Annotated in this window: 12 protein-coding genes; 9 read left to right on the top strand and 3 right to left on the bottom strand. The window is 47.7% G+C overall.

The window, feature by feature from the left end:
• From zwf to ACLR2L_RS12385, 5 genes are all read left to right on the top strand, one after another.
• Positions 1-969 (top strand): glucose-6-phosphate dehydrogenase (zwf, locus tag ACLR2L_RS12405; protein ID WP_413368518.1); only part of this gene is annotated, 969 nt, incomplete at its 5' end.
• Between the two features lie 2 nt (positions 970-971).
• Positions 972-1,664, top strand: a complete 693-nt coding sequence (gene pgl / locus ACLR2L_RS12400; protein WP_413368517.1) for a 6-phosphogluconolactonase — start codon at positions 972-974, stop codon at positions 1,662-1,664.
• Between the two features lie 9 nt (positions 1,665-1,673).
• Positions 1,674-3,503 (top strand): phosphogluconate dehydratase, encoded by a 1,830-nt coding sequence (gene edd / locus ACLR2L_RS12395; RefSeq protein WP_413368516.1) that lies wholly within the window; start codon positions 1,674-1,676, stop codon positions 3,501-3,503.
• Complete coding sequence (glk, locus tag ACLR2L_RS12390; RefSeq protein ID WP_413368515.1) at positions 3,500-4,450, top strand: glucokinase; 951 nt, start codon at positions 3,500-3,502, stop codon at positions 4,448-4,450. Before edd ends, glk begins: the two co-directional genes overlap by 4 nt.
• Positions 4,451-4,454: 4 nt before the next feature.
• Positions 4,455-5,096: a bifunctional 4-hydroxy-2-oxoglutarate aldolase/2-dehydro-3-deoxy-phosphogluconate aldolase gene (locus tag ACLR2L_RS12385; protein ID WP_140956831.1), complete on the top strand. Its 642-nt coding sequence runs from the start codon at positions 4,455-4,457 to the stop codon at positions 5,094-5,096.
• A 107-nt stretch (positions 5,097-5,203) separates the two neighbouring features.
• On the opposite strand, the gene ACLR2L_RS12380 is transcribed toward ACLR2L_RS12385, so the two are convergent.
• The 3 genes from ACLR2L_RS12380 to gap form a co-directional block, all read right to left on the bottom strand.
• Positions 5,204-5,812 carry a PEP-CTERM sorting domain-containing protein gene (locus ACLR2L_RS12380; protein ID WP_413368514.1) on the bottom strand — a complete coding sequence of 203 codons (609 nt, stop codon included), beginning with the start codon at positions 5,810-5,812 and terminating at the stop codon, positions 5,204-5,206.
• A 235-nt stretch (positions 5,813-6,047) separates the two neighbouring features.
• Positions 6,048-6,890 (bottom strand): D-hexose-6-phosphate mutarotase, encoded by an 843-nt coding sequence (locus ACLR2L_RS12375; protein WP_413368513.1) that lies wholly within the window; start codon positions 6,888-6,890, stop codon positions 6,048-6,050.
• A 151-nt stretch (positions 6,891-7,041) separates the two neighbouring features.
• Entirely contained in the window at positions 7,042-8,037 is a 996-nt protein-coding gene (gene gap, locus ACLR2L_RS12370; protein WP_140956834.1) for a type I glyceraldehyde-3-phosphate dehydrogenase, read from the bottom strand.
• A gap of 277 nt (positions 8,038-8,314) precedes the next feature.
• Here gap and malQ point away from each other — a divergent pair, with 277 nt between their 5' ends.
• The 4 genes from malQ to gndA all read left to right on the top strand — a co-directional run.
• Positions 8,315-10,510 carry a 4-alpha-glucanotransferase gene (gene malQ / locus ACLR2L_RS12365; protein ID WP_413368512.1) on the top strand — a complete coding sequence of 732 codons (2,196 nt, stop codon included), beginning with the start codon at positions 8,315-8,317 and terminating at the stop codon, positions 10,508-10,510.
• A 41-nt stretch (positions 10,511-10,551) separates the two neighbouring features.
• Positions 10,552-12,732: a 1,4-alpha-glucan branching protein GlgB gene (glgB, locus tag ACLR2L_RS12360; RefSeq protein WP_413368511.1), complete on the top strand. Its 2,181-nt coding sequence runs from the start codon at positions 10,552-10,554 to the stop codon at positions 12,730-12,732.
• Positions 12,733-12,740: 8 nt separating this feature from the next.
• Positions 12,741-14,828, top strand: a complete 2,088-nt coding sequence (gene glgX, locus ACLR2L_RS12355; protein WP_413368510.1) for a glycogen debranching protein GlgX — start codon at positions 12,741-12,743, stop codon at positions 14,826-14,828.
• 181 nt (positions 14,829-15,009) lie between these two features.
• The coding region (gene gndA / locus ACLR2L_RS12350) for an NADP-dependent phosphogluconate dehydrogenase (protein WP_413368519.1) at positions 15,010-16,525 on the top strand (1,516 nt) is incomplete at its 3' end.

Here is a 16,525-nt window from a genome sequence, read left to right as displayed (position 1 = left end):
GGTAAAGAAACCGTTCTTAACCTGATTGCGTTGCGCTTTGCTAACTCTATTTTTACCACCAACTGGGATCACAACTGCATTGATCACGTGCAGATTACCGTTGCTGAGTCTGTAGGTATTGAAGGGCGGTGGGGTTATTTCGATGATGCCGGCCAAATGCGCGACATGGTACAGAATCACTTGTTGCAAATTTTGAGTTTGGTAGCGATGGAACCGCCCACCACGCTTAATGCTGACAGTATTCGTGACGAAAAACTGAAGGTTCTGCGTGCGTTGCGTCCTATCAACGCTGCTAACGTGAATAATGTTACTGTTCGCGGTCAGTATACTGCTGGCTTCGTTAAGGGTAAGGAAGTGCCCGGTTATCTTGAAGAAGATGACGCTAATACAGTGAGTAAAACGGAATCGTTTGTTGCTATAAAGGCGGAAATCGACAACTGGCGCTGGGCGGGAGTACCGTTTTATCTTCGTACTGGCAAGCGTTTACCAACTAAGGTGTCTGAAGTTGTTATTTACTTTAAACGCCAGCCGCACAATATGTTCAGCGACAGCTTCAAAGACCTGCCGCCTAACAAACTGGTTATCCGTTTACAGCCAGATGAAGGCGTTGAAATTACGGTAATGAACAAAGTACCGGGTTTAACCAGTTCTGGGTCAATGGATCTGCAAAAATCCAAGCTTAACCTGAGTTTCTCAGAGGCTTTCTCTGATGAGCGTATTCCTGATGCATACGAAAAACTGCTGCTTGAAGTAATGTTAGGTAACCAGGCGTTGTTCGTTCGTCGTGATGAAATTGAACAGGCATGGAAATGGGTCGACTCGATTCTGGCTGCCTGGGATCACACCAACGAGCCGCCAGAGCCGTATCAGGCGGGCACTTGGGGCCCTGTGGCGTCTATCGGTCTGCTGGCGCGTGAAAATCGTAGCTGGTATGAAAGTAAAATCACTAAAACCACCAAGAAAAAGTAGTTATGGCGTTAATTGAATCGTTATATGAAAGCGCGTCAGCGCTAAATACAGCATTTGCTGACGACATTGCCAAACTGCTGTCAGAGGGTATTGCCCAGCGTGGTAAAGCCAGTCTGTTAGTGAGCGGTGGCCGTACTCCGTTACCCTTATTTCAGGCGCTTTGTGAGGCTGATATCGACTGGTCGAAAGTTGACGTGTCGTTGGTAGATGAACGTTGGGTTGATGAGCAGGACGATGCCAGCAATACCCGTTTGGTAAAGCAGAATCTGTTAGTGGGTAAAGCCGCTGCTGCGCGCTTTGTGGAAATGAAATCAGCTGAATCCGATGCAGCTGACGCCGTGTTGGCTTGTGAGGCTCGCCTTGCAACCATGGCGCAACCATTTGACGTGCTTATTCTGGGCATGGGCGAAGATGGACATACAGCGTCGTTGTTTCCTTGCAGCGAACAGTTACAGGCGGGTCTGGACATGAACAGTGGGCGGGTGTGCATTGCTACTCAGCCAACTACGGCTCCTCACCAACGTATGTCGTTAACACTGCCAGCCATTGTTGCAAGTCGAAACATATTTCTGCACCTCACGGGTGAGAAAAAACGCGAAGTATTGAAAGATGCGCTGGCCAATGCGACAGCGACACAAAAGCCCATCGTAGCAGTAATTAATGCTGCGACGGTGACACTGAAATGGGCGCCGTAGGAGAATAGCATGAATTCACAAATTAATGACGTAACACAGCGAATTATCGAACGAAGCCGTGTAACCCGTCAGGCGTATCTGGCTAAGATTGACAAAGCCCGCCGTCAGGGACCACATCGTGGCGTGTTATCCTGCGGAAACCTGGCGCATGGTTTTGCTGCCTGTAACCAGGAAGAAAAATCAGATCTGCGCAGTATGACGAAAGCCAATATTGCGATCGTTTCTTCGTACAACGATATGTTGTCTGCTCATCAACCTTATGAAAGCTATCCTCAAATCATCAAGGACGCTGTGAAGGCTGTGGGTAGCGTTGCTCAGTTCGCGGGCGGTGTGCCTGCCATGTGCGATGGTGTTACCCAGGGTAACCCAGGCATGGAACTGAGTTTGATGAGTCGTGACGTAATTGCACTGAGTGCAGCGGTTGCGTTGTCTCACAATATGTTCGACGGTGCAATGATGCTGGGTATTTGCGATAAAATCGTGCCCGGATTGCTGATTGGATCGTTGAGTTTTGGTCATTTACCTACAGTTTTCGTGCCTGCCGGCCCGATGCCCAGTGGTTTGCCTAATAAAGAAAAAGCGCGTGTGCGTCAGGCATATGCAGAGGGTAAAGCCGGACGCGATGAACTGTTAGAAGCCGAGTCGCAGTCTTATCACTCAGCGGGTACCTGTACGTTCTACGGAACGGCAAACAGCAACCAGCTGGTTGTTGAAGTAATGGGGCTGCATTTGCCTGGTTCTTCGTTTGTGAATCCAGGCACAGTGCTGCGTGACGAATTGACACGTGCTGCGTCTCGCCAGGTTACCCGTTTAACAGACCTGGGTGACAACTATACGCCTATTGGCCATATCATTGACGAAAAAGCCGTGGTTAACGGTATTGTTGCCTTACTGGCAACCGGTGGCTCAACAAACCATACCATGCACTTAATAGCTGTTGCCCGTGCAGCAGGCATTATTGTGAATTGGGATGACTTCTCAGAGTTGTCTAATGCCGTACCGTTATTAACGCGTATTTATCCCAATGGATCGGCTGATATCAATCACTTTGTTGCGGCAGGTGGCATGGCGTTATTGTTCAAAGAACTGTTAGATAATGGCTTGATTCACAACGACGTGAAAACAATCTGTGGTGATGGTCTCGAGCAGTACACCAAAGAGCCTGTTCTGGATAACGGTGAGCTGGTTTGGCGTGATGGTCCGGTTAAATCGCATGACAAACAGGTATTCGCCTCAGTTTCTGAGCCATTCAAGCCCGATGGCGGCTTAAGTGTACTGAGCGGGAACCTGGGACGTGCGGTTATTAAAACGTCTGCACTTCGTTCACCGCATTGCCACATTAAAGCACCGGCTGTGGTGTTTGAAGACCAATATGAGCTGGATGCCGCGTTCAAAGCCGGCGATTTAGATAAAGACTGCATAGTGGTTGTTCGCTTCCAGGGCCCTGCTGCCATTGGTATGCCTGAATTGCACCGCTTAACGCCGCCATTAGGCGTATTGCAGGATCGTGGTTATCAGGTTGCACTGGTTACAGACGGCCGTATGTCAGGAGCGTCAGGTAAAGTACCGGCGGCAATCCATGTCACACCTGAGGCCTATTTGGGTGGTTTACTGTCTAAAGTTGAGACTGGCGATATTATTGAGCTTAATACCGCTACGGGTGAACTCACATTGTGTGTTGACGACGAGACGTTAGCTAAACGCAGTGCTAAAGTGGCTGATCTTACTGCTCAGCACGAAGGCATGGGTCGCGAGATGTTTGGTGGTATGCGCGGTGTAATTACCGGGGCAGAAGAGGGCGCTTGTACCTTGTTTTATGACCAGGAGCAACGTGTATGAGCGCGCGATTTGTAGCGGATGTAGGTGGCACGAATATTCGTGTCGCTACTGTAACAACCGACGGTCTGACTAATATTCGCAAATACTTGTGTAACGACTTTGCCACTATTGGCTTAGCGCTAAAGCAGTATTTTGCCGATGTAAATACATCGTTTTCTGCAGGCTGTATTGCAATTGCTTGTCCCGTAACCGGTGACCAGGTAGCAATGACAAATCATAGCTGGGTGTTTTCCCAACGTGCGTTAACTGAAGAACTGCAGCTCGAGCGATTGTTTGTCATCAATGATTTTACTGCTGTTGCGCACTCTCTGCCTGTATTGAGCGGTGAGCAATTGGTACAGATCGGCAATGGCACGGCAAATCCCAAAGGCAACGTTGTAGTGTTTGGTGCTGGCACCGGCCTGGGTGTTGAGCACATGCAACTGTCTGAAAGAGGCTGGACTACACTCGACGGTGAAGGTGGCCATGTGGACTTCGCGCCCGTTGATGAAACAGATTTGGTGATTTGGCGTTACCTGAACAGCAAATTAGATCGAGTATCTGCAGAAGATGTACTTTCCGGACGGGGATTGCTACACATATACCAAGCGTTAGCATTAGAAGCCGGTGAGCCGTTAAATGTGACAGAGCCAGCGCAGGTCACAGAAAAGGGATTGCGTGGTGAGTGTGATATCTGTTTAGCCGCTTTACAGCAGTTTTGCCGGATAATGGGAAGCTTTGCTGGTAACCTGGCACTGAATCTTGCAACTACCGGCGGTGTATTTATTGGTGGCGGCATTGCTACCCGCTTTACCGACTTGCTTATGAAAAGTGATTTCAGAGCGAGATTCGAAGCAAAAGGGCGCATGAAACACTACGTACAACCTATACCAACATACCTGATTAATGAACCTGACCATGGTTTATTAGGTGCATCAGCGTATTTACAACAACAGATTGCGAGTTGACTCTATGACAAATTGGAAATGTTCACCAGCTGACATTTTTGCAGCGGGACCTGTAGTACCAGTACTGGTAATTGATGATGTAGAAAAAGCAGTCCCATTGGCACATGCATTAATGGCAGGTGGAATTAAAGTGCTGGAAGTGACACTGCGTACGCCTTCAGCACTTGACGTAATCAAACGGATCGCAACAGAAGTACCTGATGCGCTAATTGGTGCTGGCACGGTAACAAATGCGCAGCAACTTAAAGCTGTGGTTGAAGCAGGCGCAAAATTTGCTATCAGTCCTGGAATGACAGATGATTTGCTTAGAGCCGGTCAGGAATGTGAAATTCCATTGATCCCAGGTATCTCATCTACGTCAGACCTGATGAAAGCGAAAGATGCTGGTTATACGCACCTCAAGTTTTTCCCGGCTGAAGCATCTGGCGGCGTAAAAGCCATTAAATCAATTAGCGGTCCATTCCCTGATATTACATTTTGCCCAACGGGTGGTATTGGTTTGGGGAATTACAATGAATACCTGGCACTGAAGAACGTGAAGTGTGTTGGCGGCTCATGGGTCGCTCCAGACGACGCGATCAACAGTGGAGATTGGGCTCGTATTACTGAACTTGCGAAAGAAGCTGTAGCGGGTGCTAAGCAGTAATATCCAGTAAGTGATTATCCACACAAAAAAAGCCGTGATTAATAAAAATCACGGCTTTTTTGTTTTGAAGTGCCATATAAACTACATGGCACTGCGACATAAGTGTCTTATTTAGTAAACTTGCGACGTGCCAACAGACCGGCTAAACCCAGGCCCAGTAACGCGAATGTACCAGGGGCACTTGCAGTTGAAGGTGGAGCAGTACCTGGACCAGTGCCATCCGGTACAGATGAAATACCAGTCAAAGTAAACTCTCCGGGCACCGTCATGGTGTCTACACAGCAATTAGTACCTGTGAATAGCCCCCATGTACCGTTACCAATTACAAACGGTATGGTGTAAAACCAGTCGTTGTCGCTTGAAGTATTTCCAAAATTACCAGTGTCTGGTGCCCAACCATCCAATATACCATTGGTAACCAGCGCATCATTCTGAGCGGCAGTGCCGCCCATATCATTGATAAAGCCAGTCCACTGGAATAATTGCCAGGTGTTGGTTGCTTGTGCTGCAGCCGATAAGTTTGAATCCCATACACCAATACGTACACCGCCGTTATCAGAATACGCTGAGGATTGATTACCGTGCCAATGTTGGCCGTAGAATACAACCGTGCCGTTGCCCTGGTCTTTCCAACCGAATGCGACAAGGTGAGCATTTGCTGCGTTTGAAATTAATAACCCTAAGCCTGCCAATAAGGCTATTGCTGTTTTTTTCATGTTGTCCTCCGAGATGAACTCAGTTCCGTCTAATTTCAAAATAGAGGCTAAATAAATTACTACACTGATACTTATTACTGCTAGCCGTCCCTGTAGATAAGCAAAGTGCAGACCAATATTTTATGATTTTAATTTTTCTATTTAATAACAATAGTTTATTGGTTTTCATTTACGATGAAAAAACGATTTTCATCGATAAGATTAAATTATTGTAAAGAAACTTGACGTTTCAAAGCTAACAGACTTGCTGGCGCATAGCGCAAAATTCGCCAGGCGCCAGGGTTTTACCCTGAGTAATTGCCGTCTCAACACATACCATTTGTTTGTAAGAAAATGCATCCATGTCGCTCATAGTGGCTGCGCCTTGCCATGGATTCCACACCACTAAACTGTCGTGTTGCTGCGATTCGACACGGATGAACTCGCTGCCGTTGCGATTAATCGACACGGTGGGGATAGCCTCTAAATGAATACGATCTACTTCACCAGCAATCACGTAAGGACTTGGTGTATTTGATATTTCCCAATCAGCGAGCTTATCCTTGTATTCGCCGTAAAGCCCTTTCAGTTCTACTTCCTTGATGTTTTCTACATCAAAATAGGTATGTAATGCACAGTTAAAACTAAATGTTTGGTCACCCGTATTACGGGTAACTAGCGTTATCACCAGGCTTTCACCTACTTCTATAATCAGTTCTACGCTGGCATCAAAGTCAAAGCCCTTACCTTTGGTTGAACTGGGCACTAGCACTACTTTACTGAGTGTTGCGGTACTGTCTGATTGTTTTACAGTCCAGTGTTGTGTGCGCAAAAAACCATGAGCGGGTAATTCGCCTTTAGCCTTGCCATGCGCGTCACTGAACCAGGGCCAGCACACAGGTACTCCACCCCGAATTGGGCGTTCGCCATTAAGAAATGCCACAGGACTTACCCACAATCTGTCCCGGTTATCGCGCGAGGGAATATAAGACAACACGTGACCACCAAACAAACTAATCCGACAACTTGCAGCATCGTTATTAATGACAAGGTATTCTATTCCGTTTTTGGATTCAGTGTGGAAGTGCTGTGATTGCATCCTTTCGGTCTCCGCTTGGTTGCGTTGTACAGATTAATTTTGACTGGGGCGGGCAGGCTAATTAACTCAATATATTATGTTATCTTGCCTTACAAATAAAAAAGGTGCGAGTAAAATCGCACCTTTTTTGAATAATTGATTATTTAATCAATTACTTGCTAATGTGTTGAACCAGGTCCAGCACCTTGTTTGAGTAGCCCCATTCGTTGTCGTACCAGGAAACAACTTTTACGAATGTGTCTGTCAGTGCGATACCAGCCGTTGCATCAAATACGCTGGTACGTGCATCGCCAACGAAATCATTTGATACAACCGCATCTTCGGTATAACCCAGGATTCCGGCTAACTCACCTTCAGACGCAGCCTTCATTACTTTACAGATATCGTCGTAGGATGTTGGCTTAGCCAGATTCACGGTTAAATCTACTACTGAAACGTTAGGCGTTGGTACGCGGAATGCCATACCTGTTAACTTACCGTTCAGTGCAGGGATAACTTTACCCACTGCTTTGGCTGCACCAGTAGATGAAGGAATGATGTTTTGTCCTGCTCCACGGCCACCGCGCCAGTCTTTACCAGAAGGACCGTCTACCGTCTTCTGCGTTGCAGTGGTAGCGTGTACGGTAGTCATCAGTCCATCAACGATACCAAAGTTATCATTGAGTACTTTGGCGATAGGTGCCAGACAGTTAGTGGTACAAGACGCGTTTGATACAATAGTTTCGCCCGCGTAACTGTCCTGGTTAACACCCATAACAAACATTGGCGTATCGTCTTTAGATGGAGCAGACATAACCACTTTCTTTGCACCGGCTTCCAGGTGTTTGCTGGCCGTTTCTTTAGTCAGGAATAAACCGGTAGACTCAACAACCACGTCAACGTCAACTTCTGACCATTTTAATGCTGCTGGATCGCGTTCTGACGTTACGCGAATCGTTTTTCCGTCTACAATTAAGTGACCGTTATCAACGCTGATTTGGGCGTTGAAGATACCGTGTGTTGAGTCGTACTTAAGTAAATAAGCAATGTAGTCCGGGTCCAGTAAGTCGTTAATAGCAACAACTTCGATGTCGTCTCTGCTGGCAGCAGCGCGCATGACTAGACGGCCAATTCGACCGAACCCATTGATTCCAACGCGTATTGTCATAACATGCCTCTATAGTATTAGGTTAAATTGTGAAAAATAATTACGTAAAGTATGGATCAAATTTACAGACAAGGCAAAATTTTAATGCAAAAATGTTGCAAAATTACAAAATTAACCTACAGCTTTTGTAGCTGTACTGTATAAATAATGTACATTCCATGTTAATGCAAACGTATTCAATTTCGCGCCCGAATAACTTCTACAATAATGTAGCGTATTGTGAAATGAGCCATGTTGTTACCAATGGCAATCAGTCTTTTTTAAACAGGAAACACCCATGACAAATCAGGTTTTGCAAAAGCTTGTCGAAATGCGCGGCGTTGAAACTCATTATGTAGACGCCTGGGGTGACCCGGCGACAATTTCTGAATCCAGTAAAGCGAAACTGTTACAGGCTCTTGGTTACGACATCAGCAGTGAAGAGGTTATTGCAGCACAACTGGATAGCGAAATTGCCGATATCTGGCAACAGCCGTTAGACCCGGTACAGGTATTGAGACACGACAACCCGTTAATGGTCAGGTTGCGTTTACCTATTTCATTGGTTAATGACACCTTTACGCTTGTTATTACACAGGAAAACGGCACCCAACTTACCTCTGATTTTATTCCGGTAGAGCAATCTCTACTGAATGTTGGTGAAGTAGACGAGCAGGAATATCACGAGTATGTAATCGATATTGAAGAGTCCTTGCCATTGGGTTATCACGAACTGGCACTGGTTATTGATGATGAGACAGCCGCAACTATGCGCTTGATTATTGCACCATCTGCCTGCTATCAGCCTGCAACCATCAAGGCAGGTAAAAAAGAATGGGGCCTGAGTGTTCAGTTATATTGTTTACGCAGCCGGGCAAACTGGGGCATCGGTGATTTTTCAGACTTAGCGCAACTGGTCACCAAAGCGGCCGCACAAGGCGCCGGTTTTATCGGCTTGAATCCTATTCACGCACTTTATCCGGCTAATCCTGATGCATGCAGCCCTTACGGCCCTTCTTCGCGCCGTTGGATCAATTACCTGTACATTGATGTGAGTGCGGTGGAATGTTACGACCATGCTTCGGTTCAGGCCGTTGTTCAGAGCGACGCGTTTCAACGCCAGTTAAACCAGGCTAAATCCGTTGACTACGTTGATTACGCCAGTGTTACTTCGTTAAAAATGCAGGCGCTTAAGCCCTTGTTTGACGTGTATTTTGAGCAATATCTGAAGAAGAATACCCGCCAAAACAAAGCGTTTAAAGCCTTTGTTGATGAAGGCGGTGAAAGTCTTGCCATGCTGGCGACCTTCGATGCCATGCAGGAGCATCTGCAGGATGCAGGAAAAGAAGCCTGGGGCTGGCCAGTGTTCCCTGAAGAATGGCGTGATTATCACAATCCGCAGGTAGAAGTGTTTGCTAAGAAGTACGCCAAACGCGTTAAGTTCTACATGTTTTTACAGTGGCAGGCGTCACTGCAATTGGAAATGGCAAATCAAGCGGCGGTTGATGCCGGTATGGGGATTGGCATTTATCGCGATTTGGCGGTGGGTGTAAGCGAAGGCAGTGCTGAAATTTGGGGCAATAAATCGCTGTATTGCACCGGTGCAAGTGTGGGAGCGCCACCCGATATTCTTGGTCCGCTGGGCCAAAACTGGGGATTACCACCCATGGATCCCGCTAAACTGTATCAGCAGGCTTATCAACCGATTATTGATTTATTCTCAACCAATATGAAGTCGTCTGGTGCCTTGCGAATTGATCACGTAATGGGCTTACTGCGTTTGTGGTGGGTAGTAAAAGGTGATCATGCCAGAGACGGTGGATATTTGTATTATCCGGTTGATGATCTGCTGGCTATCCTTGCTCTGGAGAGTCATCGCCACGAAGCATTAGTGATTGGCGAAGATCTGGGTACGGTACCTGAAGAAATAAAGCAAAAGTTGGCCGACAATGGCGTGTATTCCTATCGGGTATTTTTCTTTGAACAAGCCGAGGATGGCGGGTATTTCTCGCCCTCACATTATCCGCAACAAAGTATGGCAACGCTCACCACTCATGACATGCCCACGTTGATTGGCTACTGGCATTGTTTGGATCTGGAGCTGGGTAAAGCGCTGGGGCTATATACCGACGAAGAGGTACTGCAGACTCTGTATGAGTCGCGTCATGAAGACAAACAGGCTATTTTAGATACGTTACATGGTCACCACATGATTGGTGATGAGATTAGCCGTGATGTTAATTATGTTGGTATGACAAGGGGGCTTAATCAGGCTATGCAGGTGCATATGTCTTATGGAAGCAGCGCGCTATTGAGTCTGCAACTGGAAGACTGGTTGGAAATGGATAAACCGGTTAATGTGCCGGGTACGTTTATGGAATATCCAAACTGGCGTAGAAAATTAAGCCGCAACCTGGAAGATATCTTTAGCGACGAGACTATTGTATCGTTGGCAAATCGAATACAAGCTGGCCGACAGCACGCCAGCCAATAAACTAAATGCTTGCCGCGAGGCAAGCCTTGCAGGAGTAATGCATGCAGTATGAAGGGCAACTTGCCAGGGCTGAATGTAGTCAGCCTTTTTCTGTATTAGGGCCGGTTTACAATAAACACGGTGCAGAACTGAAAATATGGTATCCGGGCGCTACTGCCGTAACGGTACTTGATGCAAAATCAAAAACACCGTTGGGCCGCTTAGCCGAGAGTGAGGTGTCCGGGCTCTTCACAGGTCAGGTTAAAGGGGTGAGTGCCGATACAGGTTACTGTTACAGTGCGCATTTGGGCAGCGAAGCTATTGAAGTGTGCGATCCGTATCAGTTTCAGCAAGACGCTTACCATGCTGTGCATTTTATCGATCATCAACCACAAAACCTCTATCGTCAGGCTGGTGCGCAACTGGTGACGGTTAAAGCTGGTGGGCAATCCGTGGCGGCTGTGCGGTTTGCGGTATTCGCGCCGAACGCCTCCGCGGTTTCGCTGATTGGTGACTTTAACTGTTGGGATGGGCGCCGCCATCCTATGCAAAAGACCGATATGGGCTATTGGGTATTGGTGGTACCGGGTCTGCAAGCCGGAGAACGTTACAAGTATCAGGTAAAAGATGCTCATGGGCATCAGCTTCCTCATAAAGCCGATCCGCTGGGCTTTTCGGCAGAACAATATCCTTCACATGCGTCACGGATTTATGACCACAACCAGTACCAGTGGGGCGACGCCAAATGGATAGCAAATTCGGCTAAAAGCAATAAATACCAGCAGCCAATGAGTATTTATGAAGTGCATTTGGGGTCGTGGAAACGTCCGCGCGACACTGAACAGCGTTACCTGACTTATCGCGAACTTGCTGAAGAACTGGTTAATTACGTACTGGAAATGGGGTACACCCACATAGAATTGTTACCAGTATCCGAATATCCGTTCGACGGTTCATGGGGATATCAGCCAGTTGGCTTGTTTGCCCCTACCAGCCGGTTTGGTTCACCGGATGAATTTAAGTATTTTGTAGACACCTGCCACCAGGCGGGTATAGGTGTAATTATTGACTGGGTGCCAGCTCACTTCCCTGAAGATGGACACGGCCTGGCACGGTTCGACGGCACGCATGTTTACGAATATGAAGATCCGCGTAAGGGATGGCATCCCGACTGGAATTCTTGTATTTACGACTTTGGCAAACAAACGGTTCGTCAGTTTTTAGTGGCTAATGCCTTGTACTGGCTGGAACATTTCCATATAGACGGGTTACGCGTTGATGCGGTAGCCAGTATGTTATATCTGGACTATTCACGTAACGATGGAGAATGGATCCCGAACGTGGATGGTGGCAATGAAAACTATGAAGCCATTAGCCTGTTACGCTGGATGAACGAAGAAGTGTATAAACATTTCCCGCATGCCATGACCATAGCTGAAGAGTCAACCAGTTTCCCCAAAGTATCACGCCCGGTGTTTGATGGCGGCCTGGGATTTGGTTTTAAGTGGAACATGGGCTGGATGCATGACTCGTTGCACTACATTGCCAAAGATCCTGCTTACCGGGTTTATCATCACGGTGAAATGACATTCAGCATGGTGTATGCCTTTGACGAAAACTTTGTGTTGCCTATTTCTCATGATGAAGTCGTTCATGGCAAAGGCAGTCTGGTAGGCAAAATGCCAGGTGATGAATGGCAACAAGCGGCAAACCTGCGCAGTTATACTGCATTTATGTTTGGTCATCCGGGTAAAAAACTCAACTTTATGGGTAACGAAATAGCCCAGGCATCGGAATGGAATCACGATAGTTCGGTAGACTGGTCGTTATTGCAATTCGACAAACACATTGGCGTGCAGCGCTTATACCGGGATTTGAATGCTGTGTATAAGCAGTACCCGGCGTTACACGAAGGCGATCATGATCCGAAAGGGTTTAGCTGGATCGATCACGAAAATGCTGAGCAAAGCGTTATATCCTTTGTGCGAAAAGCGCAAACATCCAGGCAGCAGGTGTATGTTGTCAGCAATTTTACGCCGGTGCCGCGTGAAAAGTTTCGCTTAGGCGTGCAACAGGCAGGGAAATATAAGCTGGTATTAAATACAGATGATCGCGTATATTGGGGCAGTGGTTATCAGTGCGATAAGCATTATAAATCAACGACAGTCTCGTGGAATCATCAACCGCATTCTATCGAGATCACCTTACCCCCATTGGCAACAGTCTTTATCGTATTTGAATAGGAGCAGCGGTGAACAGCGTGGTGCAACCCCTGGTAGAGGAAGTGGATGTTGGTGAGCCTTACCCGTTAGGTGCTACGCTCACCCCGCAAGGGTGTAACTTTGCCGTGCAATGCCCGGATGCAAGGGCCGTTGTGTTGTGTTTTTTTCATCCGGACACAGAAGAAGCGCTGGAAGAAATAGTTATGCCAGCAAAAACCGGCGATGTATGGCATGTGTTCATCAAAGGATTAACAGCCGGTGAACTCTACGGTTATCGCGTGGAGCGTGGTGAGGAAAATTTACTCACTGCGCCCACCGATAAACTACTCATCGATCCCTATGCAAAAATGCTCAGTCGTGCCATGCATTGGAATGAGCGACAGTATAAAGGCGACAGTCAGTTTATGGTGGCAAAAGCGGTAGTGGTTGATCCCACTGCATGTGCATCTGAACAACGTCCACCAAAACCAGCCATTAAGCGCCATCAACGCATAGTGTATGAAGCCCATCTGAAAGGTTTAACTCAGCTTCATCCCGATGTGCCAGAGGCTCAGCGTGGAAAATTCAACGGCGCGGCGCATGAAAAAATAATTAAGCATTTAACCGGACTAGGGGTTACGTCAGTGCAATTTATGCCGCTGGCGGCGTTCATGCCGGAACCGTACATTACGCAAAAGGGCTTAACCAATTATTGGGGGTATAACCCGGTAAATTACTTTGCGCCAGAACCGCGTTACAGCCAAAAGCACGCTGTTAAAGAATGCATGAACATGGTGGATGCCTATCACGCTGCGGGTTTGGAAGTGATACTGGATGTGGTGTTTAACCACACTGCTGAGGGCGGGAAAGATGGCCCTGTATTGTCGTTTAAAGGGTTTTTCCCGCATCAGTCTTACTTAATGGAGCAAGCGGCTTCTGGCAAGCTTGTATACAGCAATCATTCTGGCTGTGGCAATACGGTGTATTCGGCACATCCCATCATGACTACGCTTATTATGGACGCCTTGCGCTATTGGGTGTCGGTTATTGGTGTGGATGGTTTCCGTTTCGACCTTGCCGCGTCGCTGGGGCGCGATCCACAACAATTCTCGCCATTTTCAGGGTTACTGCGCGCGATCCTGCAAGACCCTGTACTGAAACGGTGCGTCCTGATTGCTGAACCCTGGGACATCGGCCCTGGCGGTTATCAACTGGGCGCGTTTGGCGCGCGCTGGCTGGAATGCAACGATAAGTTTCGCGATTCAGTCCGTGCGTTCTGGCGTGGTGACGCTGGTAGCACAGCCGATTTTGCTACACGGCTGATGGGCTCACGGGATATTTTTCCCAAGCAATACCGACACATCAATACATCAGTGAATAACGTTACGTATCACGACGGTTTTACATTGCAGGATCTGGTGAGTTATGCCGAGCGACATAATTTGGCAAACGGCGAAGAAAATCGCGACGGACATGGCCATAATTTGTCGGCAAATTACGGTGTGGAAGGTGATACCCAGGATAAAAATATCCTTGCTGTGAGAGAACAGCAGAAGCGCAACTTGTTTGCTACCTTGTTACTTTCCCAGGGGACACCGCACGTATTGGGCGGTGACGAACTGAGTCGCACGCAAAAAGGCAATAACAACGCCTACTGCCAGGACAATGAAATCAGTTGGTTTGACTGGCGGCTGGACAAACGCAAACAGGATTTTCTGGCATATTGTAAGCACGTCATTGCATTGCGCCAGACTTCTTCGTTGTTAAACAGCGCATTTTTGCCCGATGATCCTTTTCAATTGCATGCAAACGTCAGTATGGTGAACTGGTACAAGCCAGACGGCAGCGATAAAGAAAGTGCTGACTGGCAGGCCGAAAATAACAAAGCGTTTGCGCTGGAAATCAGGGGTGTCCCGCAAAGCAACGAGGAAACAGAACACTGGCTGCTGTGTTTCAATGCCAGCGACAGTGAAGTGACCTTTAATACGCCACTGCTTACGCCTACCGGGGGCTGGTCTTTAAAACTGGATACGCGCTATCGGTGTCCGGCTGAACAGCCAAATATCCGCATACAGCATTTGTTTTTACAGGCCAGACGTTCTCTGGCGGTTTTCCGCTATACGGATTTTCCGCGTTGAATAAGATTAAGACCCCGGTTAACCGACGGGGTCTTGTGGTCAATTAGAGTTGCTGCACTGTTCAGGTGTGGAACGGATATTCATATTCTTATCCTAAAAGGGTAAAAATCGACGGTTAATACTTTTCATTCGTTGCCTGAGTGGTATCATGCGCACCCATCATAAGTCTGAGGGCAGTTTCATGCGAGCAAGTGGCGATCAAGCACAAGCCAATTCATGCGATATTGGTGTTGTGGGGTTAGGCGTGATGGGTAAAAACCTGGCGCTGAATTTGGCGGATCATGGTTATCAGGTTGCTTGTTTTGACCTGGATGCCGGACGCATAGATGCCATTGTCCAGCAGGACGAAAAAGAGCGCGGTAGTAAACCCGCGAGAATTATTCCTGCCAACAACCTTGAATCAGTTCTCGGATTGCTAAAATCACCCGCGGTGATTTTGTTATCTATCCCAGCGGGTAATGCCGTAGATGCAGTGTGCCAACAATTAATTGATGCTGGTTTGCGCAGTGACGATGTTGTCATCGACACGGGCAACAGCCTGTGGACCGATTCTGTTGCGCGTGAACAAAAATACGCAGATAAATTTCTATTCTTCACAACCGCCGTTTCCGGTGGCGAAGTGGGGGCGCGATTCGGTCCTTCTCTGATGCCATCCGGTTCAGAACAAGCCTGGCAACGCGTTGCGCCCATGCTTAAAGCAATCGCTGCGAAAGTAGACCCTGCAACAGGCAAGCCGATTGAAACCGCTGAGCCGGGTAAGCCGGTAACGCAAGGTGAGCCATGTGCTGCGTACATTGGCCCCAATGGCGCTGGTCACTATGTGAAAATGGTACACAACGGCATCGAATATGCCGATATGCAACTGATTTGTGAAACTTATCACGTCATGCGTGTTGCGCTTGGTATGTCGCCTGCCGAGATTGCAGCGGTGTTTCGCAAATGGACGCAAGGCCCGCTTGATTCTTATCTAATTGAAATCAGCGCTGAAGTGCTTGAACAAACCGATGCTGAATCTCAACAACCATTGGTTGATGTGATCCTGGATAAAGCCGGTCAAAAAGGAACCGGCTTATGGACAGCAGTAAGTGCCTTACAAATCGGTAGTCCGGCGCAAACCATTGCTCAGGCCGTTTTTGCGCGCAGTCTGTCTAGCTTGAAAACAGAGCGCGTTGCTGCTGCCAACACCTTAGCTGGTCCGTCTGCTGCTATTATTGATGCAAGCCAGCGCGAAACTGTTATTCGCCAACTGGAGAACGCACTTTACTGTTCGAAAATTTGTGCCTATGCACAAGGATTCCAGTTAATGGATAGCGCTGCCAAAGAGCAAGGCTGGACGTTACAGTTTGCTGAAATAGCCAAAATTTGGCGAGCAGGATGTATTATTCGCGCCGTGTTCCTGCAATCCATTACACAAGCGTTCGAAAAACAACCTGATTTACCTAACCTGTTAATGGCGCCGTTCTTTGTTGAACAATTGGCCAGTCACCAGGATGATTGGCGCAGTGCGGTGGCGTTAAGTGCTGTGCAGGGTATTCCGTGCCCGGCAATGATGTCTGCACTCAGTTATTACGATTCTTACCGCACGGCAGTGTTACCGGCAAATCTGTTGCAAGGGCAGCGTGATTACTTTGGCGCGCACACCTACCAGCGCACGGATAAACCTGCTGGTCAGAAATATCACACCGAATGGAGTGATC

The organism is Alteromonas sp. AMM-1, from assembly GCF_047290655.1.
In the GTDB taxonomy this organism is placed as follows: domain Bacteria; phylum Pseudomonadota; class Gammaproteobacteria; order Enterobacterales; family Alteromonadaceae; genus Alteromonas; species Alteromonas mangrovi.
The sequence above is the reverse complement of the archived record's forward strand: the minus strand, read 5'-3'. Positions and strand labels throughout refer to the sequence as shown.